This window comes from Rossellomorea aquimaris (assembly GCF_020172085.1).
Classification (GTDB): Bacteria; Bacillota; Bacilli; order Bacillales; family Bacillaceae_B; genus Rossellomorea; species Rossellomorea aquimaris_E.
In genome coordinates this window covers 271,141-290,316 of the sequence record NZ_JAIVAT010000008.1, presented here as the reverse complement: position 1 = coordinate 290,316, position 19,176 = coordinate 271,141, and the positions used below count along the sequence as shown (strand labels likewise).

Annotated in this window: 19 protein-coding genes and 1 riboswitch; of the genes, 9 read left to right on the top strand and 10 right to left on the bottom strand. The window is 44.2% G+C overall.

The features are described 5' to 3' along the window. Window positions 1-40: 40 nt before the first annotated feature. From LCL96_RS19110 to LCL96_RS19095, 4 genes are all read right to left on the bottom strand, one after another. On the bottom strand, window positions 41-1,192 hold the full coding sequence (locus LCL96_RS19110) for a CdaR family transcriptional regulator (protein WP_224944233.1): 1,152 nt from the start codon (window positions 1,190-1,192) through the stop codon (window positions 41-43). 275 nt (window positions 1,193-1,467) lie between these two features. Continuing rightward, entirely contained in the window at window positions 1,468-1,725 is a 258-nt protein-coding gene (locus tag LCL96_RS19105; RefSeq protein WP_224944231.1) for a GlsB/YeaQ/YmgE family stress response membrane protein, read from the bottom strand. 75 nt (window positions 1,726-1,800) lie between these two features. Then, complete coding sequence (locus LCL96_RS19100) at window positions 1,801-3,270, bottom strand: phospholipase D family protein (RefSeq protein WP_224944228.1); 1,470 nt, start codon at window positions 3,268-3,270, stop codon at window positions 1,801-1,803. A 123-nt stretch (window positions 3,271-3,393) separates the two neighbouring features. Next, window positions 3,394-4,737 carry an MFS transporter gene (locus LCL96_RS19095; protein WP_224944225.1) on the bottom strand — a complete coding sequence of 448 codons (1,344 nt, stop codon included), beginning with the start codon at window positions 4,735-4,737 and terminating at the stop codon, window positions 3,394-3,396. Window positions 4,738-4,892: 155 nt separating this feature from the next. On the opposite strand from LCL96_RS19095, the gene LCL96_RS19090 reads away from it, so the two are divergent. Beyond that, window positions 4,893-5,564, top strand: coding sequence for a haloacid dehalogenase type II (locus tag LCL96_RS19090; RefSeq protein ID WP_224944221.1), 672 nt, complete (start codon window positions 4,893-4,895; stop codon window positions 5,562-5,564). 62 nt (window positions 5,565-5,626) lie between these two features. Here the strand turns inward: LCL96_RS19090 and LCL96_RS19085 are convergent, their stop codons facing one another. After that, window positions 5,627-6,241: an NAD(P)-dependent oxidoreductase gene (locus LCL96_RS19085; protein WP_224944218.1), complete on the bottom strand. Its 615-nt coding sequence runs from the start codon at window positions 6,239-6,241 to the stop codon at window positions 5,627-5,629. A gap of 157 nt (window positions 6,242-6,398) precedes the next feature. On the opposite strand from LCL96_RS19085, the gene LCL96_RS19080 reads away from it, so the two are divergent. Together LCL96_RS19080 and msrB are read left to right on the top strand one after the other, a co-directional pair. Then, window positions 6,399-6,728, top strand: a complete 330-nt coding sequence (locus tag LCL96_RS19080; protein ID WP_224944215.1) for a CHY zinc finger protein — start codon at window positions 6,399-6,401, stop codon at window positions 6,726-6,728. Between the two features lie 48 nt (window positions 6,729-6,776). Then, on the top strand, window positions 6,777-7,715 hold the full coding sequence (gene msrB / locus LCL96_RS19075) for a peptide-methionine (R)-S-oxide reductase MsrB (protein WP_224944212.1): 939 nt from the start codon (window positions 6,777-6,779) through the stop codon (window positions 7,713-7,715). A 36-nt stretch (window positions 7,716-7,751) separates the two neighbouring features. Here msrB and LCL96_RS19070 read toward each other — a convergent pair whose 3' ends face one another. From LCL96_RS19070 to LCL96_RS19060, 4 genes are all read right to left on the bottom strand, one after another. Next, on the bottom strand, window positions 7,752-8,273 hold the full coding sequence (locus LCL96_RS19070; RefSeq protein ID WP_224944209.1) for a DinB family protein: 522 nt from the start codon (window positions 8,271-8,273) through the stop codon (window positions 7,752-7,754). 130 nt (window positions 8,274-8,403) lie between these two features. Then, window positions 8,404-8,538 (bottom strand): hypothetical protein, encoded by a 135-nt coding sequence (locus LCL96_RS23525; protein WP_263628248.1) that lies wholly within the window; start codon window positions 8,536-8,538, stop codon window positions 8,404-8,406. A gap of 161 nt (window positions 8,539-8,699) precedes the next feature. Next, entirely contained in the window at window positions 8,700-10,244 is a 1,545-nt protein-coding gene (locus LCL96_RS19065) for an FAD-dependent oxidoreductase (protein ID WP_224944206.1), read from the bottom strand. Between the two features lie 112 nt (window positions 10,245-10,356). Beyond that, entirely contained in the window at window positions 10,357-11,211 is an 855-nt protein-coding gene (locus LCL96_RS19060; RefSeq protein ID WP_412103606.1) for a bifunctional 5,10-methylenetetrahydrofolate dehydrogenase/5,10-methenyltetrahydrofolate cyclohydrolase, read from the bottom strand. A 46-nt stretch (window positions 11,212-11,257) separates the two neighbouring features. Continuing rightward, window positions 11,258-11,354, bottom strand: a riboswitch (ZMP/ZTP riboswitch). 196 nt (window positions 11,355-11,550) lie between these two features. Between LCL96_RS19060 and LCL96_RS19055 the strand changes: the two genes are divergently transcribed. The 6 genes from LCL96_RS19055 (at window position 11,551) to LCL96_RS19030 (ending at window position 17,230) form a co-directional block, all read left to right on the top strand. Then, window positions 11,551-12,285: an SDR family NAD(P)-dependent oxidoreductase gene (locus LCL96_RS19055; RefSeq protein ID WP_224944202.1), complete on the top strand. Its 735-nt coding sequence runs from the start codon at window positions 11,551-11,553 to the stop codon at window positions 12,283-12,285. Further along, window positions 12,278-13,297 carry an S-adenosylmethionine:tRNA ribosyltransferase-isomerase gene (locus tag LCL96_RS19050; protein WP_224944198.1) on the top strand — a complete coding sequence of 340 codons (1,020 nt, stop codon included), beginning with the start codon at window positions 12,278-12,280 and terminating at the stop codon, window positions 13,295-13,297. The genes LCL96_RS19055 and LCL96_RS19050 overlap by 8 nt, the downstream gene beginning before the upstream one ends. Window positions 13,298-13,308: 11 nt before the next feature. After that, on the top strand, window positions 13,309-13,659 hold the full coding sequence (locus tag LCL96_RS19045; RefSeq protein ID WP_224944195.1) for a VOC family protein: 351 nt from the start codon (window positions 13,309-13,311) through the stop codon (window positions 13,657-13,659). Between the two features lie 298 nt (window positions 13,660-13,957). Then, the gene (locus LCL96_RS19040) at window positions 13,958-14,602 is read left to right on the top strand and encodes a YczE/YyaS/YitT family protein (protein WP_224944192.1); all 645 of its coding nucleotides are present in this window, start codon (window positions 13,958-13,960) and stop codon (window positions 14,600-14,602) included. A gap of 637 nt (window positions 14,603-15,239) precedes the next feature. Further along, window positions 15,240-15,962 (top strand): DNA alkylation repair protein, encoded by a 723-nt coding sequence (locus tag LCL96_RS19035; RefSeq protein ID WP_224944190.1) that lies wholly within the window; start codon window positions 15,240-15,242, stop codon window positions 15,960-15,962. A gap of 89 nt (window positions 15,963-16,051) precedes the next feature. Beyond that, window positions 16,052-17,230 carry a MalY/PatB family protein gene (locus LCL96_RS19030; protein WP_224944187.1) on the top strand — a complete coding sequence of 393 codons (1,179 nt, stop codon included), beginning with the start codon at window positions 16,052-16,054 and terminating at the stop codon, window positions 17,228-17,230. Between the two features lie 47 nt (window positions 17,231-17,277). Here LCL96_RS19030 and LCL96_RS19025 read toward each other — a convergent pair whose 3' ends face one another. Beyond that, entirely contained in the window at window positions 17,278-18,921 is a 1,644-nt protein-coding gene (locus LCL96_RS19025; protein WP_224944184.1) for an L-lactate permease, read from the bottom strand. Between the last annotated feature and the right edge of the window lie 255 nt (window positions 18,922-19,176).

The following is a 19,176-nucleotide window of genomic DNA, read 5'->3' as shown; positions in this document are numbered from 1 at the left end:
ATAAAAAAGATTGTGCATCTGCACAATCATATTCTTACGTCTACATACTCATCTCCTGGATGATTAAAAGAAATCTAAGCAATATGGCATCATCAAACTGTCTTGGATTAAGACCTGTCAGTTCCTCAATACTTTCAAGTCTGTAGAGGAGAGTGTTTCGGTGAATATGCAATGAGCTTGCTGTCTCTTTCATGTTTAATTGGCAGTCAAACAGCCGTTGAAGAGTCTCTCGCAGCGTGGTGCTCAGGTGGAAGGTACGATCATCATAACGATTCATAAAATCCTTCCTGATCTCAATGGGCACTTGCTTGATAAGATCCATGATACCCCAATCCTGAATATGGATATAGTCGGGGAACTGTGGGAAACTCTCTTGTAATTCCAGTGAGTTGTGTGCTTCCATATAAGATTTTCTGTATCCGTTGACTCCCGAGTAGATATTTCCGACAGCTGTCTTCACGCTGAAATGCTTTTCCTGTAAATGTCGCTGCAGGCGGTTAGCCAGCTGGATACTTTCTCCCTTGGTGGGGCAAATGCTTGATGAAATGCCGAGAACGCAGGATGATTCGGTAACGAAGGATTGAAAGTGCACTTTCGGTAGTTGAAGCATTATTCTCCTCATTAGCTCTTCCTTGACCATTGATAGAGGAAGGCTCGGTGAAGAGTGGGCTGATAGGTCATCAAATTGAACCAACATGATTTGTACCTTTTCGTTCGTTTCGAGATGTAAGTAGTGATGTGCAAATGACTCATTTTTTTGTTCATCAAAATAATGGGGGTGAACCAAATCCAGTAACCAATTATCCATCAATGTTTTTTGGTGCTGCAATTGATTGTGAAAATGTACCTGCTGCAACATCACTTCAACGGTGACCTTCACGATCTTCACAAACTGCTCTAATTCTTGTGGAGAACCTGTAACCCCGACAACTCCGATCATTTCCCCAAGGAACTCAATCGGAAGGTTGATTCCTTCCTTGGAGCCGTGATACCTGCCTGATTCTTGCTCCGATATGATCAATGGGCTTTTCTGTTCGAGAACGTATAGAGCTCCTTCGTGAACTTGATTCATACGTGAAGGGTCTGTACTGGCAACAATGACGCCGGACGCGTTCATGATGTTGATATTGTAATGAACGATGGTCTTCAGTTTTGAGATGATTGGATAAGCTAATTCTTCCGTGATTTGCATGAGAAACTCCCCGTCATTTATCGTCTTTTCTCCATTCTAGCATATGTTTTCTTTCTTCCGATTCGGGTATAGAGTACTATACAAAGGAGGTTACCTTTATGAAACGTTTAATTGGAAGACTGATCAAATGGGGACCTATTATTTACCCGATCTATAAGAAGTATCGGAATAAACGAAGACATAAGAAATCGATGACGTATTAAGAGAGCAGCCTGCAATGGCTGTTTTTTTATTGGCACAAAATAACCCCCCTGGACTCCAGGGGGGCAATCTCCTTAATGAGACGTTCTTCTCATTCCTCTTAGAAGAAGACTTAATAGGAATACAAAGATGATCGCTCCAATCAAGGCCGGTACGATGGCGATTCCTGCAAGTGACGGTCCGAAGCTTCCGAGGAGCTCTCCGCCGATCCATGCACCGATGATACCGGCAATGATGTTTCCGATGATCCCGCCAGGAACGTCTTTACCTAATATAAGTCCAGCTAACCAACCGATGATTCCACCAACAATTAAGTACAAGATAATACCCATTTTTGTTACCTCCATTTATCGTTTTTTAATATGTGTTGTTATAAAGTAAATTCCCCTTTTTCTCAAAGTCAAAACCTAATATGTTGTCACTTGGAAAATTTTCTGAAGGACATACATGACATACTTAACAGCAGGCAATTTATCCTGATATTCTTCATAGTCAACGGTGTACGTCCCGTTCCGGTTGTTCCATATACGGTCAAAATAGTCGTCGATTTCAGTCATGGTCTTGCTGTCTGTAGGGGCTGTCAGCTTCAGGTTTTCTTCCATATTGTAATCATCCATATTCCGGGACGTATAGTTCCCCGACCCGCCAATGACGGTACTTTGATCCTTTCCTTTTACATAGATAATTTTTGTATGATATTGCTCTTTATTGGTGTTATACCATCTGATGGTAATATGTTCGTTCTCTAATTTATGGAGTTCGGCTGCAATAGGGAGGTTCGGTAACCCGATCTTTTCTTGACCAAAGGCATTCTGATTCGGGTCCAGCACTATACGGATGTCCACTCCCCGTTCGGCTGCATCTTCAATCGCATCGATGATGTCCCGGTCCGCCAGATAAAACATGCCGATCCATGCTTCGTCACCCTTTTTGGCCTTATCTAATGCCTGTACGACCCCTTTTTGGATTTTTCGTTCCGTCAAGATTTGTGCCTTGACAGTCGATCCATCTGTAGGGACGTCTTTGACGGTCTTGTCGAGTTCTTCCTCGGAAGGGAAGGCGTCCATCTTGCCATTTGAGAATGCCGCAACGGCTTTTTCGGCTTTGACCATATCCTTGATGATGTCCCCCTTCACCTTGAAAGCAATATTCGAATGAAAACCACTGGCATCATGGGGGTTGGCCGATAAGATGAGACCTGCGTCTTCCGTCATCACCACTTTTCGATGATTGGCCTTTACATTTAATAGTTTCAAATAGGATCTCATCGTGACGTTTGGTGCGGAAGGGGCCATCGGGTTGGGCAGCCACCCATAACCATCCTGTCCAAACCAGCCAATAGTGGTCCTCCAGACACCTGAGTATAAGATGTTGGGATCTCTCAGGCGATTCAAGTCGGTAAATACGACTTCAGCTCCCTGTTTTTCTAACGGTTCAAGTTGTTTCGCTATATGAGATCCGTAAGTCGTATTGACAACATCACTGATAAAAACCACTTTTAAATCGGGTTTCTTTTTCATCTGTTCTTGAATTTTCTTGGATAATGTTTCACTGATTTTAGGATAATCGCGGTCACCCTTCGTATATCCGTTCACTAAAAATAAGTCTAGTACAAGAAAATCATCGGCTTCTTCAATGGTTTGATAGACTTCATTGAAGATCGACTGGTCATATTGTTCCTTTCCATCTTTCTGATAAGTCAAATCGTATAAAAATTCTACTTCCTTTTCCGGTATGGTATAGGTGTCACTGGCGTACGAAACCCCGGGTGGCAATGGTTTTACCCGGTTGTAAAACATGACCACGGTAAGAATCAGCAGGATGGCGCCGCCGATCCACCAACTTTTCTTCTTGTACCACTTTCTCTTTGTCTTCAAATGAATTCCCCTGTTCTACTATTTTTTCTTACTATACCCTGAATAGCAGGGAGAGAATCCATGGGGCTGAAGAAAATTTCATATAAAAAAACCAGGCAGATAATTCTGCCTGGAACTCTTTAGCTATCGTTTATTGTCCTGTCTGCGATATAAAAATAATAGAAGGAGAGAAAGCATCATGAATCCGATCAGAACGAGAAAGGTGTTCTGAAAGGAGCTCACCGGAAAGTCCGCACCGCCAAATTCCACGATGATCCCGCCAAGGACGGAACCTGAAGCGCTCCCGACATAATGGATCAGCTGCTTCATGCCGATACCAGAAGCCGTCAATTCCTTACTCATGACCCGGGAAACCTCGTTAGTGGAGCTTGAGGAAAGACTTGAGAACCCAAAACTTGTGAACATGTAGGCTAGCATAATCATGTATTCACTTTTCGGTGATAAGAAATAAAAGATGATGGTCGAAAGAATGAGAAGGATATGGGCGAGAAACATCACTCTGATATTCCCATAACGGTCAATCAGTCTTCCTACAAAAATGGCTGCCACTGCAGAGAGCATCGCACCCGGGAAAATGATGAATCCGACGGCCGTCGGATTTTTGCCAAACACATGCTGAAGCATGAGGGGCATGACAATCAAAATCGCAAAATGGGTGACGAATCCCAGAAAACTCATATAAAGTATCTGGCGGTAGCCCTTATCACGGATCAGGCTTGGTTGAATGAAGGGAAGCTCGATTTTATGGATTCGGATCCACAAGCCCCCGAAGAAAACAACGGCCCCCGCGAGATAATACCAGTGAAATGTCGAAATGAAGAGTAGGAAAAAGGTGATTCCTACACCTGTGAGTAAACCGCCCCATACATCGAAGTACCCCTTTCTGGTCGTTTCATTCGGCAGGAAGCGGTACAATACGGGAATCATTCCAAGTACGCATAATGTAACCAAGAATAAATAATTCCAATTCAGATAATCCGTAATGACCCCACCCACAACGGGGCCCAACCCAAATCCAAGGGAAGAAGCGGATGCTATCATCGCGAGTGCCCGGCCACGCCTATGCAAGGGGATGAAACGTCCGGCGAAAACCATCGACAATCCGGGAATGGCAGCTGCACCTGCCGCTTGAAACAGACGGGAAAGCAATAACCAAGCAAACGTATGGGCGAAGAAGCCTGTGAATGAGGCGACCCCGAAAATGGTGATGCCAAGGATCAGCAACCGTCTGATGGGGATGTAATCGGCCAATCTGGTATACGTAATGGTACAGATCGCGAGCACGATGGAATACCCGGATACAATCCAGGCCCCTTCGGAAGGCGCCAATGAGAAATCTTTTAAAACGTTTGGAAGGGCTACGTTGAACATCGTTGTATTCATGACCACTAGCCATATGGTAAGACTCAGGAAAAGAATCGTCTTTGTATGTGAAGGAGAGGCTTGTGCATGTTGATCACTAGTCATTCGTAAACACCTCCATTATTTATTTTTATGCTCGAAGTAATATACCATAAAGAGAGCATACTTAAAATGAATCTGCCTGCTCCCTGCATGGGTGAAAAAGTTTACTATTTATACATTGGTCTATTATATTAAGAGAATCTGTTAGGAGGGTGTGTATGTCAAATCTTACGATAAAAGCATTTGTATTCGATGCATACGGGACGCTGTTCGATGTACATTCTGTTATTGATAAATGTAATGAAATCTTTCCGGACAAAGGGGAGGAGATCAGTCAGGTGTGGAGGCAGAAACAACTGGAGTACAGCTTCCTGCGTCAGCTGATGGGGACATATGAGACATTCTTCTCGATCACAAGGGAGGCCCTTCATTTCGCTTGTGTACAAGTCGGGGTCGACCTTTCTGAAGACAATGAGAACGAATTACTGGATGCCTATCTTGAATTGACTCATTATGAAGAAGTGGAACAGGTTCTTGAAAATCTGAAACCATATCAAACGGCCATTTTTTCGAACGGTTCCATTGATATGCTTTCACCACTGGTGGAACAGTCTTCGTTTGGACACTTACTGGATGAAGTGTTGACAGTGGATGAAGTCAAACAGTTCAAACCGACTCCTATGGCTTATCAGCTTGTTCTTAAAAGGCTGGGAGTGAAACGGGAAGAAGTCTTGTTCATGTCATCCAATCCTTGGGATATTGCGGGAGCCACGAACTTTGGGTTCCATACCGCCTGGATCAATCGGCAGGATAAGGTGATGGATGAGCTGGGGGTAAAACCTCATTTTGTTTATAAGGATTTAAGAGGAATACTTGAGCATAAAAGCTGAATAAAAGGGACTGGCCCTCTTCATCGAGTATGATGTAAGCGGGCCAGTCCTTTTTGATGTATTTAGTAAGCCAAACCAATGGATTCGTTCATATGTTTTCCCTGAACAACGCTTTGTAGCAGGAAGTGGGCGACATCAGCCCTTCCTATTTTCCGACCCTTAACGGGAATTGAATGTGTATCTTGGCGATACGTCTTGGATAGAGGTTGGGTTGTCAATTGCATGGGTCTTGCAATCGTATAATGAACGCCTTGTTTCTTAATTTCTTCTACAGCATCCCCATGGTCCTTTAACACATTGCGAAGGATGAATTGTGAGAGTTTCCCTGTAAGCCCCGGTATTTCTTTGTTTATGCCCGCTGATGCCACGTAAGCGATTCGCTCGATGTTATGAGTCTTCATACCATTCAGGATATTCTTTGTCATCTCGGTGAGGATATTGGTTTCCTTCAAGCCATTTGAACCGAGACAAGATATGACTGCTTCATGTCCTGTTAGTGCATTTCCCACGTCTTTCATGCTTAAAGCATCACCCTGCACGATGGTCAGAAGTGGATGTTCATCACTCATTTTTATGGGATTCCTAATAAATGCTGTGACTTCATGACCATCTGCCAATGCTTGCTTGACTACTTCTTTCCCTGTACCACCTGTTGCTCCGAATACAATTAACTTCAAGAATCTTCCCCCTCCCATTCTCTTATTATTCATTGTATAGTACAGGTAGAATATCAGACCAGCAGGAAGTGAGTACGGAAGATCCGTTACGGATCCTGGTAGGAATATAAGCAAAGAATATCGAAGACTAATACATACAGAAATAAGGAGGAAGATCATGACTGAAAAGTTGATTACGGTGTCTGGCGTAGAAGTGGGTTCTAAGACCAAATGCAAACATTATAGGTCGTCGAAGGATATCATCGCGATTAAATTTAAATGCTGCGACACCTATTATCCTTGTCATAGTTGCCATGAAGAAGTGACAGATCATGCTCCCATTCTCTGGTCTCCAGAAGAGTGGAATACGAAAGCGGTTCTTTGCGGAGAATGCAAGAATGAGTTAACCATTCTGCAATATATGAATTGCCAGTCAGTCTGTCCTCATTGTCAGTCTTCCTTTAACCCTGGGTGTCAGAACCATTATCATATGTATTTTCAAGGGTGAGTGTTTTTTTGAGGGATATGTTTCACGTGAAACGAAAGGAGGGGTGATATGGAGAAAGCAACATTTGCAGGGGGATGTTTCTGGTGTATGGTAGAGCCCTTCGAAGACCAAGAAGGGATTGAGAGCATTGTTTCAGGGTATACGGGAGGCGTAACGGCTGACCCTACTTATAAAGAGGTGACGTCAGGTGCCACCGGCCATTATGAAGCGGTGCAAATCACGTTTGATCCGGTTATGTTTCCTTATGCAAAACTTCTGGATCTGTTCTGGCAACAAATTGATCCGACCGATAGCGGGGGCCAATTCAAAGATCGTGGAAGCTCATATAGGACAGCGGTTTTTTATCACAGCGAGACCCAGAAACGACTTGCCGAAACATCAAAAGAAGAGCTGGAGAAGAGTGGGCGATTCTCAGAACCGATTGTGACAGAGATTCTGCCCGCCGTGGAGTTTTACCCTGCTGAAGAATATCATCAGGATTTTCACAAGAAAAACGCTTTCCGCTATGCCCTATATAAGCGAAGCAGAGAAGACTTTTTAAAGAAGTATTGGCCCAGGGACCGGTCTTATTTAAAAGGGAAGCTGACGGACATGCAGTATTTCGTGACACAGGAAGATGGCACAGAGCCACCTTATGAAAACGAGTACTGGGATAATAGTGAAGAAGGAATATATGTGGATATCGTGTCAGGAGAACCCTTATTCACATCAAAGGATCAGTATGACAGTGGATGCGGCTGGCCGAGCTTCACAAAGCCTGTCATGGATGCGAGTGTAAACGAACGATACGATCTTTCTCATCGCTCGACACGTGTGGAAGTGAGGAGCAGGGAAGCCGATTCCCATCTTGGACATGTATTCACTGATGGTCCTGGTCCGAAAGGGCTTCGCTATTGTATCAACTCGGCCGCTTTGCGTTTTATCCCTAAAGAAAAGCTTGAAGAAGAAGGATATGGAGACTTTCTCATATTATTTCATCATAAATAAAGACATGGCGGCCCAGATCATGAGCCACCATGTCTTTTATCTTTTCACCTTCTCTTCTGCCTTTTCCCAAAGATTCTCTATGCCTTGCACCCGTTTGATCGATGTAATGGTTCCTTGATGTAACCCTTCATGCCAGTTAGCAAAGGAAAGAACTTCAGCTAAAGTGGTAAACGTCGTATGTTCTCCAAGGACAAACGGCTTCTCTCCCAATTGATCTAAGCGGCCTGTGAAAGCTTCTTTTATCCTTAGAGGCTGAGCCTCCAATTTGTCACGTAGTTCACTCAGGGTAGGAGGCGTGAGGGATTCCCACGTTTTAGGGCTGGTATTGAAGCCAAACAACTCCCCATATTCAGGTGGAAGAGATTTACGGTCATTTTCTCCTACAAATGAATACAGCAGGTTTTCCTGGGATAATAAGATATGACCCAGATTCCACCGGATCGAGTTTTTAAAACCTTCAGGGATTTCATCCGCCAGTTGTTCGGTTGTGGCATCCAGGGCAGCAAGGGTGCGCATTCGGATGAATTCCATTTGTTGAAATAACATTTGTTCCTTCATTTCGTATTCCTCCCCATAATGATCTCCCTTAATAGATTCGGGATAGGGTGGAAGATTCCTCTATATAAAAAAACCGGAAACAATGGTGAACCTTTGTTTCCGGTTATTCTTTATTCGGAGCCGGTAGTGACTAATCCTGCGTCCGGTTTTTCTTGGTATTCGCCTGTCCTGTCGTGAATTCGACTAATTCGGAACTTGTACGATTCCCTTTTTTAGCATTCGTATTACTTTGAGCATTTCGGTTTCCTTTTTTTGTACGACCCATTCAAAATCCCTCCCAAAATAGTGCTCGGTTATAGTGTGAGACGTAATCCAGGAAATATTCTTCTGTTCAATGCGACAAAATATGTCAATAACCATGGTCATTCTGTTTATTTCCCAGGCTATATTCGACAATAAATCTGATATTGGACAGAGGTCCGTCCCTCAATCTTTCATGTCGAGCCTTTTGAGTGGCTTTTTGGCTGGACCTTCGATGACGTCTCCGTCTATGGAGAAGCGTGATCCGTGACATGGGCAATCCCATGTGTGATCTCCGTGATTCCATTCGGTTTCGCAGCCCAGATGAGTACAGGTTGTGTCGACGATATGGAGTTTTCCACTTTCATCCCTGAATCCGCCGCACCTGCGTCCGTTTACGTTCACGACATCGCCTTCCCCTTTATGCAGGTCTTCCGGTTTCTTGGATGGGATGTGCAGTTTTCCTTTCAAGAGCTCGCCGGCCACATTAACATTCTCTTTGAAGAAATGTTTGATGCTTGGATCGGCCACGAATCTGGAAGGAGAATATAGGTCGGCATAGATGTGATGATTTCCCAAGATTTTATCAGAAAGAATCTGTCCGGCCAGGGTACCGGACGTCATCCCCCATTTATTGAAACCTGTAGCGACAAAAATAGCGGGATGTTTTTTCGTCAGGTTGCCGATGTAAGGTACTTTATCCAAAGTGATCAGGTCCTGTGCCGACCAGCGATACCTGACTTCTTCTACACCGACCACTTCTTCGGCGAATGCCTGTAAGGCCTTATAATGATCCATCGTATCTTGGCCCTGTCCTGTTTTATGTTTTTCTCCGCCAATCAAAATGAGTTTTTCTCCATTTTCATCTTCTTCATAACGCAGAGAACGTGTGGGATCTTCAGCACTTAAATACATTCCCCCTGGATAGTCATTTTTGGCCTTTACCCCAAGGATATACGAGCGTTCTGCATGCATTTTTGTGTAATAAAAGCCCATTCCATCATAAAAAGGGAAGTGTGAGCAGATGACGACGTATTCACTATCGAGATGATAACCGTCTTCCGTCACAACCTGGGTGCTTTCGCCTTCATTGATGGTTCTGGCCACGGTTCCTTCAAAGATTTGCCCGCCTATTCCTGTAAAAGAATCAATCAGGGCCTTTAGATATTTCAATGGGTGGAACTGAGCCTGGTTTTTCATGACCACCGCATTTTTAATAGAAAGATCAAGAGGGATCCTTTCTGTGATTTCACCTGGTATATCCAGCTTCTGATATGCCTCATATTCCTTTTGGACCTTCTCTGCATAGTGGTCTGTCGTTGCGTATACGTACGCATCTTCTTGTGAAAAATGACACTCGATGTTTTCGCTTGTCATCGTGTCCTTTATAAACTGAAGAGCTTTTGTTTGAGATAAAAAATATTTCTTTGCAAATTCTTTCCCGAAATGCTGGATCAGCTCATCATAGATCAATCCGTGTTGTGCCGAAATCTTTGCAGTTGTATGCCCTGACGTACCGTTCAATACATGGTCGGCTTCGATAAGAGCGACATTCTTACCGCCTTTTGCCAGAAGGTAGGCAGTCGTGATCCCTGCTATGCCGCCTCCGACCACGGTGACATCCACTTTTACATTTTGTTCAAGCTTTTTAAACAGGGGGAGTTTCGTCGTCTCCCTCCAATAAGGTTCCGGTGTACGGGAGAAAGCATTGGGTTGTTGTTGTGAGTCCATTAGAACGCTCCTTTATCATTCGTTTCCTTACCATTTTCTCCGGAATCGAAGAAAAAATAAGTCCTGAATGAGAAAAAGAGACTGACCCGAAAATGGGGTCAGTCTCTTGAAGTTATACGTTTTGCTGCACACGACCGTATTTCTCGGCTGAATCAACGGTCTGTTTTAAGAGCATGGAAATGGTTACAGGACCCACACCACCCGGAACCGGTGTGATGGCGCTGGCTTTTTCATAGCATGCCTCGTAATCGATGTCTCCGACGTTGCCTTTGTTATATCCTGCATCCAGAACGACGGCTCCTTCTTTAAGCCAGCCCCCTTGGATGAACTTCGGTTTTCCGACTGCAGCGACTACGATATCTGCAGCAGAAAGGATATCAGGCAGGTTCTCCGTATAGGAATGGCATGTTGTCACTGTCGCATTTCGGTTCAATAACATCATGGAAACAGGTTTTCCTAGGATTGGGCTTCTTCCCACTACGACCGCGTGTTTTCCTTCAAGGGAAACACCATAGTAATCAATGATACTCATGATTGCGGCAGGGGTACAGGATGGATACTCACCGAATCCCAATGAATTTTGACCGAATCCAAGGCTTGTCACACCATCCACATCCTTTTCAATGGAAATGGCTTCAAAGGCAGCACGTTCGTCGATGTGGTGGGGAACGGGATGCTGTAACAGAATACCGTGAACGGAAGAGTCATCATTCAGCTCCTGAATCATGGCTAGAAGTTCATCCGTTGTCGTTTCCTTTGGAAGGTGGATCCGTCTTGATTCCATCCCGATTTTCGCACAGGCATTTCCCTTCATTTTCACGTACGTAGCAGAAGAAGGATCGTCTCCGACAAGCACGGTGGCTAGACATGGGGTGATCCCGTTCTCTTTTAATACAGCTACTCTCGATTTCAGGCTTTCCTTGACCTCAGATGCAACAAGTTTCCCGTCTAATACTAGTGGTTCCACTGCAATCCCTCCTGATTATAGTAAAAAAAGACAAGGGTATCCCCTTGCCTTCTGCCCAGGCGAACGGCTAATGGCTTAAATTTTATAAGATTCGCAGCTCCCTTGTGGTTGATTCCACATTTTCGCCAGTCACTGCTCTATTTATTTTCAATTTCATTATAACACGAATATAAAAGGTATTTCCAGTATTAATGTTCGTGTTTTTCTGGAAAGTACATCAAAAGCCTGAGAAAGAAATACATCCAATTTTCTAGAGTATCCAACTCCGAACAGCCGATTTGCAGTCATCGGCTATTTCATACACTGTAAGTACCAAAAGAAATGAAAGGGGTATGGAATATGTTTGAGAAGAAGGTAGTTATGATTACAGGTGCTTCAAAAGGACTGGGTAGAGCTTTGGCAATGAAATTTGCTGAAATCGGCGCGAGGCTCGCAATCTGTGCACGAAACCCAGAGTCGCTTAAAGAAGTGGAAATGGAGCTGAAAGGGTTGGGAGCAGAAGTGGTAGCAATAGTGGCTGATGTTTCCGACTCACGTGATGTTGATCGTTTCGTATCGGTAGCGGAAGAAGCTTGGGGAGCTGTGGATGTGTTGTTTAATAATGCTTCTATATTCGGGCCCGGACCACGTCTGCTTGCGGATTATCCGGAAGCAGATTTTCTTGAAGTGCTCAGGATCAATACGTTGAATCCATTTTTAGTCACGAAGAGGGTTCTTCCCGGAATGGTAAGTAGTGGGAAGGGTTCTATCGTCAATATAACATCAGAAGCCGGTAAAACAGGATTTGCTGAGTGGGGGGCGTATGGTATTTCGAAATTTGCTGTCGAAGGCATGACTCAAACATGGGCAGATGAGCTAAGTGATACAGGTGTAAGGATCAATATGATTGATCCGGGGGAGATGGATACGGAGATGCACGACAAGGCTGTCCCTGACTGTGATTATCCCCTGGCGAGCCCACACGATCATCTTGATGCCTTCCTGTACCTAGCATCTGATTCTTCTTCGGACGAAAACGGAGAGCGTTTCCAGGCTCAGGAATTTAAGTGGAATCGGGGTGGCGGTCATGAATGAGTTGGCGAATGAGTTTCATATCCCTTCCCGTTTGAACGCAACGACACCCATCGAACTCCAGGGATTTGAGAGAGACGATGTAAAGCTGATGGTGTTAAACAGAGAGACCGGCAAGTGTGAACATACAAGGTTTAAAAAGCTTCCAGATTTATTACATGAGGGGGACGTACTTGTGTTGAATAACAGTAGGACGCTTCCCGCTTCCCTCAAGGGCAAACAGGGGAAACAGAATGTCGAGGTCCGTCTTTCCCGTAAAAGAGGAAAAGACACGTGGGACGTTCTCATTCTGGGAGACTTCCATCAAGCAGGAGAACCAATTGAATTTCCACAAGGTGTAACAGGGCGCGTGAAGGGAGAAGGAAGTGAACGACCACTTGTACAGTTGAAATTCAATAGGAGTGGCAGTGAACTGATCGATTTCATCTTCAAAAATGGAGAGCCCATCCGTTATGAATACATCGATGATCCGTGGCCACTTGAGTATTATCAAAACGTTTACGGTTCGATTCCGGGTTCCGTTGAGATGGCCTCTGCCGGCAGGGCATTTACATGGCGGTTGTTACGGGAGTTAAGGGAAAAAGGAGTCGACATTGTGTTCATACAGCTCCATGCGGGCTTGAGCTACTATGGGAATGACCGCTGGCCTCACCCACGAAACCATCCTGAAGACTATCATGTCAGCTCAGAAGCGGTGAATGCGATACTCCGGGCAAAGAATCGCGGGAAGAGGGTTATTGCAGTCGGTACAACGGTGGTTCGTACCCTTGAAACGGTGATGACCGAATTCGGGCATCTGAAGCCTTCTGAGGGTGTCACACGTTTATATCTATCCGGTGACACACCCCTCCAAATCGTAGACGGTCTCATCACAGGACTTCATGAGCCTGAAGCGAGTCATCTGGATCTCTTAAAGGCGTTCATTTCAGAGGGGAAATTAAAGAGTGCCTATCAAACGGCTCTTATGAAAAACTATAAATGGCATGAGTTCGGAGATATGAACCTCATCTTGTAAGGAGAATGAATATGAAGCTTCATCATATCGGGATGTATGTGAAGAGCTTGAAAGCATCGAAGGAATTCTATCAAATATATTTCGGCTTTGAAGAAGAGCTGAATTTTAGATGGGGCAGCGAGAACATCCTTTTTTTGAAAAAAGGATGTTCTCGCTTGGAGCTTATTGAGGAACCTGGAGAGGAAAACAAGCGTGCATTCCTCCATATCGCGTTGGTAGCAGACGATCTGATAAAGGAAGTTGCATTAGTAAAGGAGAAGGGTTTAATGCCTGTAGAAGGCCCCCTTCTTCTTGACAATGGATGGAAAGTGGTGTTTTTCTTCGGTCCTGATGGAGAGATCATAGAGTTGGTGGAAGAGTAGTGGGGGAATGCTCTTATCCTCGTGGTTTATTTTTGTGGAATTCAGCCGTTTTTGCTGAAAATCAAAATCCGGCCGTTTTCTGCAAAAATCCAGCGGAACCTCTCATTAAACAAGCCGATTTCAACTAGAATCCAGCCGGTTAACAAAATATGTAAAAGGACAATCAAAACTCACTACCACATCCAGCTCCTTATCCCCACCAACCCCATAGGTTTTATGAAATTTTTTTGTCTGTGATTCTGTGATACAGTTATCCGGGTAAATAAATGAACTGACTATGGTGTAGGAAGGGATTTTCATGAATAGAGAAAAAATGTTACGCTGGTCGTTTTTCTTTGTGGGCCTCCTTGTGCTTTCTTTTGGCATAAGCTTGACGATCAAAGGGAAAGACCTTGGAATCGGTCCCTGGGATGTGTTTCACTACGGATTGTTCAAGCAGCTCGGTCTGACGATCGGGACGTGGTCCATCATTGTAGGCTTTATCATCCTGTTTGTGACGGGTGTTGGAACAAAGTCATTTCCTAAAGCCGGTGCCTTTATCAATATGCTATTAATCGGTATTTTCATAGATATTTTTAATTTAGTATTACCTGATCCTCATACGCTGATAGCGCAAGCCATCTTGTTTGCCATCGGGATCGTGGTGATCGGTTATGGGATCGGTCTGTATGTTTCAGCTGATCTTGGTGCGGGTCCGAGAGACAGCCTCATGCTGCTGGTCGTTGAAAAGACAGGATGGAAAATTCAATGGGTACGGAATGGAATGGAAATCCTTGTGTTTTTCTTCGGCTGGTTACTGGGTGGACCTGTCGGGATCGGAACCGTGATCATTGCACTGGGGCTTGGTTCCATCGTTGGAATTTCATTGCCTCAAAGCAAAAAGCTGCTTCACCTTCTCATTGAGAGGCAGATCACCAAGAGAGACAATCCTTTAGCAAGCTAAGGGTTGTCTTTTTCTTTATAAGCTCTTTTCGCAAAGGTTGTTGTTATTCCTACACAGGCAATGATTTGGTTGAAATCCTGACATTTACACTGTTATACCAAACATTTATGCTTGGACAGTTGATTGGAGCGGAAGGTGCTCGACTCCTGCGGGAAACGCTGGACAGAACGAAAAGCGGAGGCGGCTTGCTCAGGCACGACAAGCATAAGTTGAATGGGCCAAGAAGGTGTATTTTGCCTTCTTGGCCCATTCAACTTATGACCTCGAGGGCCTAGCCGCCGGAGCTAGACACTTGAGACCCCACAGGGCGAAGCCCGAGGAGGCTCACCGCCAGCCCCGCGGAAAGCGAGCACCTGAAGCGGAAATCAACCATCTCTCGCTTGTTCAAAAGCGACTATGTTTACGAAAATAGTCTCTTTATAAAAGGTTTTTCAACCCCTCATCAAGAAGTATGAATAAAGAGTTACACAGGCCGAATGAAGGAATGGGTGCGAAATGAAAGAACTTGTAAGCTACTGTTATCTCTGTCAAAAGCCTCTCTATTGTTTGGACGGTTTCTTTAACGGTGTTCATATAGAGGATGGAAAGAGCTGTTGCTTTGAATGTGAAGAACGAAGGCAGGAGGAGGAGACAAGAAATGAACCATGAATATGCAGATAAACTGATTCCCCTTTTAGAAAATCATCATAACAGTGACAATCAGGAATCCATGGAAGCCTATATGAGGAACCAATTTCCGTTCTTTGGCATCAGGACGCCTGAGCGGAATGCGTTGTTAAAGGATTTTCTTAAGGAAAATGGCAAACCACCGATTGAAGAATTGCCGGATATTGTTCGTTCCCTCTGGTCTATGCCTCAAAGAGAATGTCAGTACATCGCTCTCGGTCTAATCGATAAAAGGTCAAGGTACTTAACAAAAGAGCATCTTCCTCTTTTGGAAGAATTGATTGTGACGAAGTCCTGGTGGGACACCATCGATCATATCGGACCGAACCATGTGGGGAAAATTTATCAAAACGAAGAAGATGACACATACTTAGAAAAATGGATCCAAGCGGATCATATATGGTTGAACCGCATTGCTATACTGTATCAATTAAAGTATAAGGCAGAAACGGATACAGAACGGCTTTTCAGATATATTTTGCTTCACAATCAATCCAAGGAATTTTTTATACAAAAGGCCATCGGCTGGGCGCTAAGGGAGTATTCGAAAACGAACCCCGAAGCGGTAAAGGATTTCATTGCAAGTGAACAACTCGCACCGCTCAGTGTACGTGAAGGATTGAAGCATGTGGATCGAAAGGCAAAAGAGGAAAAATCGGTTAAAAATTTAAAAGGACAATCAATACAAGGGTAAGAGAAAATTCCTATTTATTATTCATCTATTCTCCCAGCCCTTCATCTAGGATAAAGTAAAGAAAGAATATGTGAGAGGGGCATTAGGATATGAATTGGAATGATTGCATCGAGAGAACGAATACTCACTCTGTTAAATGGTCGTTTCCCGACGGGGATGTGATCCCTATGTGTATAGCAGACATGGACTTTCAAGTATCATCCGCCATTGTGGAGGCACTAAACAAGAAGGCGCAGCATGGCATATACGGCTATACCACGTTCAGCGATCGATATTTTGAGTCTATCATTTCATGGTGGAAAAGACGCTTCGGCATGGAATTAGATAAAGAGTGGATTAGCTTCAGCCCGGGGATCATTCCGGGAATCAATGTGTTGCTTTCTGTATTGACGGAACCTGGAGATGGCGTCATCATACAAGATCCGGTTTACTATCCTTTCTATAGCACGATTGAAAATCACGGCTGTTCAGTGATGAAGAACACGCTGCTCTATGAGGGTGGAGTGTATTCCATTGATTTCGAGGATCTTGAAGAAAAGGCGAGCCGGTCAAGAGCCAAGGTCCTTATCCTATGCAGCCCCCACAATCCTGTCGGCCGGGTATGGACAAAGGAAGAGTTACTGAAAATCGGCGATATCGCCAAACGTCATGATCTATGGATCATCTCGGACGAAATGCATGGAGACTTAGTGTACAGTGGGTACGAACATATCCCCCTCTTTAAAGGGGACGAAAGCCTTCTGGAAAGAAGCATTCTGTGTGCTGCTCCAAGTAAAACGTTTAACATCGCGGGCCTTCAAACTTCCATCCTTCTCATCCCGAATGAGGAACTAAGGGCAAAGTATCAGGACAAGCTAACCGGCTACGGACTGATGAGGCCGAATGTGTTTGGAATTGAAGGAACCATCGCAGCATATGAGGAAGGCGAACCTTGGCTGAATGAGTTATTAATGGTACTGGAAGAGAATAAGCAGTATGTGCAGAACTATTTGGATCAGCAAATTCCTGAGCTTAAAGCCATTCAGCCAGAAGCTACCCATCTTATCTGGATCGACTGCACAGAATTAGGAATGAAAGGGGAAGAGCTTTGCAGGTTTTTCTTAGAAAAAGCCAGAGTTAAATTTGACGAAGGATTCAAATTCGGAGACAGCGGCACATCCTTCGTTCGAATGAATATTGCCTGTCCCAAAGAGCGGGTCGACATGGCTTTAAGAAGAATGCACGAAGCGATTCTTGAACACCGTGTGGAACAACAGGTAGTCAAATAATGAACAAGGATGAACAACAGTGAAGACTGTTGTTCATCCTTGTTTTTTTATAAGAAAGAAAGAACGAGGGCCCCTATAACACCTGATAGTAGAACATATAGAAACATAGGGACAACGGTTATCCGGATGATCTGCCCTTCCTTTCCGCTAAGATGAACCACTGAAGCGGCAGCCACTACATTTAGAACACAAACCATGTTTCCTGCATTTGCTCCCAGCACCTGTAGAGACAATATGGTTTGATGATCGGCACCGATTTGGTCGGCTACACTGAATTGAAAGAGAGAAAACATCATGTTACTGAATGTAGCGCTTCCTGAAATGAAAGACCCAAGTGCTCCGATGAGTGGTGCGACCAATGGCCAGCCTTCTCCCGCTAACCCTGATACTAACGTAGCGAGTTCCATCGGCATACTGACTAAATCACTTTCGTTCACACCAGAATTAATGAATATCCTTACCATGGGTACGGCTGCCATCAGTGAAATGATACTTCCTTTAATCGTAAAGAGAGATTGTCGGAAAGTCTCTTTGATCTGAACCCTACTCATTTTATGAATCATGAATGTCAATGCCATGACGAATATAAATATTGTGCCAGGAAGGTAAAGTGGCTCAAACTGAGTGGAAATGTCTGTCCCTAAGATATGACTCCATCCAACTTTCACATTTCTAAGCCAATCCTTGACAGGCAAAAGATCCAGTCTCGTTAAAACCAACAGGACTGCCACAAACAGGTAGGGAACCCAAGCTAACCAAAGCGGCATTTTCTTATCAGGCACAGAATCGATGGTGGACTCCTCCTGTATGTCGAAGTCCCAAGCCTCTTCGGGTAATAAGAACCCTTTTTTCGCAGCAGGAATGACGATCATCAACCCGGTCAATCCACCAATAATCGAAGGAAATTCAGGACCTAAGAAAGTGGCTACAAGTAATGCGGGTACTGTAAATGATAGACCTGCAAATAGGGAGAACTTCCACATAACGAGTCCCTCTTTCCAAGAGTGATTTTGACCGAAAAAACGGGTCAGCATCACCACAAGCAAAAGGGGAATCAAAGTACCGATAAATAAATCGATACTTACAGCCCGACTGGCTACACCGCTTAAATAATCCATCATGGAATGAGCCCCTATTGCTTGTTCCACTTGACCTGCAAGGTTTCCTCCCTGTCTCAACCCTTGATCGATCCCTACCATAACAGGTGTACCGACTGCACCGAACGATACGGCGCTGCTATCTGCAATAAGAGCGAGAGAAACGGCCGCCAGAGGTGGAAAGCCTAACGCGACGAGAAGTGGTGCTGCCAGGGCAGCAGGGGTCCCGAAACCAGCGGCACCTTCAATGAAAGAGCCGAATAACCAGGCAATGATAATGACCTGTACACGTCGGTCTGGGGAAATCATAGAAAACCCGTTTCGAATCGTTTCCATGGCACCGCTGTTTTGCAAGGTGTTTAAAAGAAGGATTGCTCCAAATACAATCCATAATATAGTGAAAGCAATGATCATTCCTTCAACTGTGGCAGCACTGATCTGTATAAGGGGAACTTTCCAAAAAACAATACTTAAAATGACAGTCAAAAAGAAACTCACGGGCATCGCAACAGATGCGGGTAAGCGAAAAATAACAAGAAATATAAGAACAGCCAAAACGGGAGTCAATGAGGTTAAGAGTTCAAAAATGGACATGTTCATCACCTGCTACATATTGATAACTTTATTTTACAGTAAGTTTGTGAAGTATTTCACATTTTTTATGGATAGTTTATGACAGTTCTTTATATGAAAAATTCTGAAGTATTTTTTGTATAAAGGGAACACTAGATAGTAGGGAAATTTGAAGATAAATTTTGTCCATCACAAAAAAACATGTTAAACTAAAAAGCAGAATAATCCTCAGAAAACACAAAGAATCAACTGATAAAAATTGTATTTTTGGAGTGG

Excerpts from the sequence above, each read along its gene's own strand:
- LCL96_RS19065 (WP_224944206.1), bottom strand. The coding sequence starts at position 10,244 with ATGGACTCACAACAACAACCCAATGCTTTCTCCCGTACACCGGAACCT.
- LCL96_RS19055 (WP_224944202.1), top strand. The coding sequence starts at position 11,551 with ATGTTTGAGAAGAAGGTAGTTATGATTACAGGTGCTTCAAAAGGACTG.
- LCL96_RS19035 (WP_224944190.1), top strand. The coding sequence starts at position 15,240 with ATGAACCATGAATATGCAGATAAACTGATTCCCCTTTTAGAAAATCAT.
- LCL96_RS19105 (WP_224944231.1), bottom strand. The coding sequence starts at position 1,725 with ATGGGTATTATCTTGTACTTAATTGTTGGTGGAATCATCGGTTGGTTA.
- msrB (WP_224944212.1), top strand. The coding sequence starts at position 6,777 with ATGGAGAAAGCAACATTTGCAGGGGGATGTTTCTGGTGTATGGTAGAG.
- LCL96_RS19025 (WP_224944184.1), bottom strand. The coding sequence starts at position 18,921 with ATGTCCATTTTTGAACTCTTAACCTCATTGACTCCCGTTTTGGCTGTT.
- LCL96_RS19070 (WP_224944209.1), bottom strand. The coding sequence starts at position 8,273 with ATGAAGGAACAAATGTTATTTCAACAAATGGAATTCATCCGAATGCGC.
- LCL96_RS19110 (WP_224944233.1), bottom strand. The coding sequence starts at position 1,192 with ATGCAAATCACGGAAGAATTAGCTTATCCAATCATCTCAAAACTGAAG.
- LCL96_RS19080 (WP_224944215.1), top strand. The coding sequence starts at position 6,399 with ATGACTGAAAAGTTGATTACGGTGTCTGGCGTAGAAGTGGGTTCTAAG.
- LCL96_RS19050 (WP_224944198.1), top strand. The coding sequence starts at position 12,278 with ATGAATGAGTTGGCGAATGAGTTTCATATCCCTTCCCGTTTGAACGCA.
- LCL96_RS19090 (WP_224944221.1), top strand. The coding sequence starts at position 4,893 with ATGTCAAATCTTACGATAAAAGCATTTGTATTCGATGCATACGGGACG.
- LCL96_RS19045 (WP_224944195.1), top strand. The coding sequence starts at position 13,309 with ATGAAGCTTCATCATATCGGGATGTATGTGAAGAGCTTGAAAGCATCG.
- LCL96_RS23525 (WP_263628248.1), bottom strand. The coding sequence starts at position 8,538 with ATGGGTCGTACAAAAAAAGGAAACCGAAATGCTCAAAGTAATACGAAT.
- LCL96_RS19030 (WP_224944187.1), top strand. The coding sequence starts at position 16,052 with ATGAATTGGAATGATTGCATCGAGAGAACGAATACTCACTCTGTTAAA.
- LCL96_RS19095 (WP_224944225.1), bottom strand. The coding sequence starts at position 4,737 with ATGACTAGTGATCAACATGCACAAGCCTCTCCTTCACATACAAAGACG.
- LCL96_RS19040 (WP_224944192.1), top strand. The coding sequence starts at position 13,958 with ATGAATAGAGAAAAAATGTTACGCTGGTCGTTTTTCTTTGTGGGCCTC.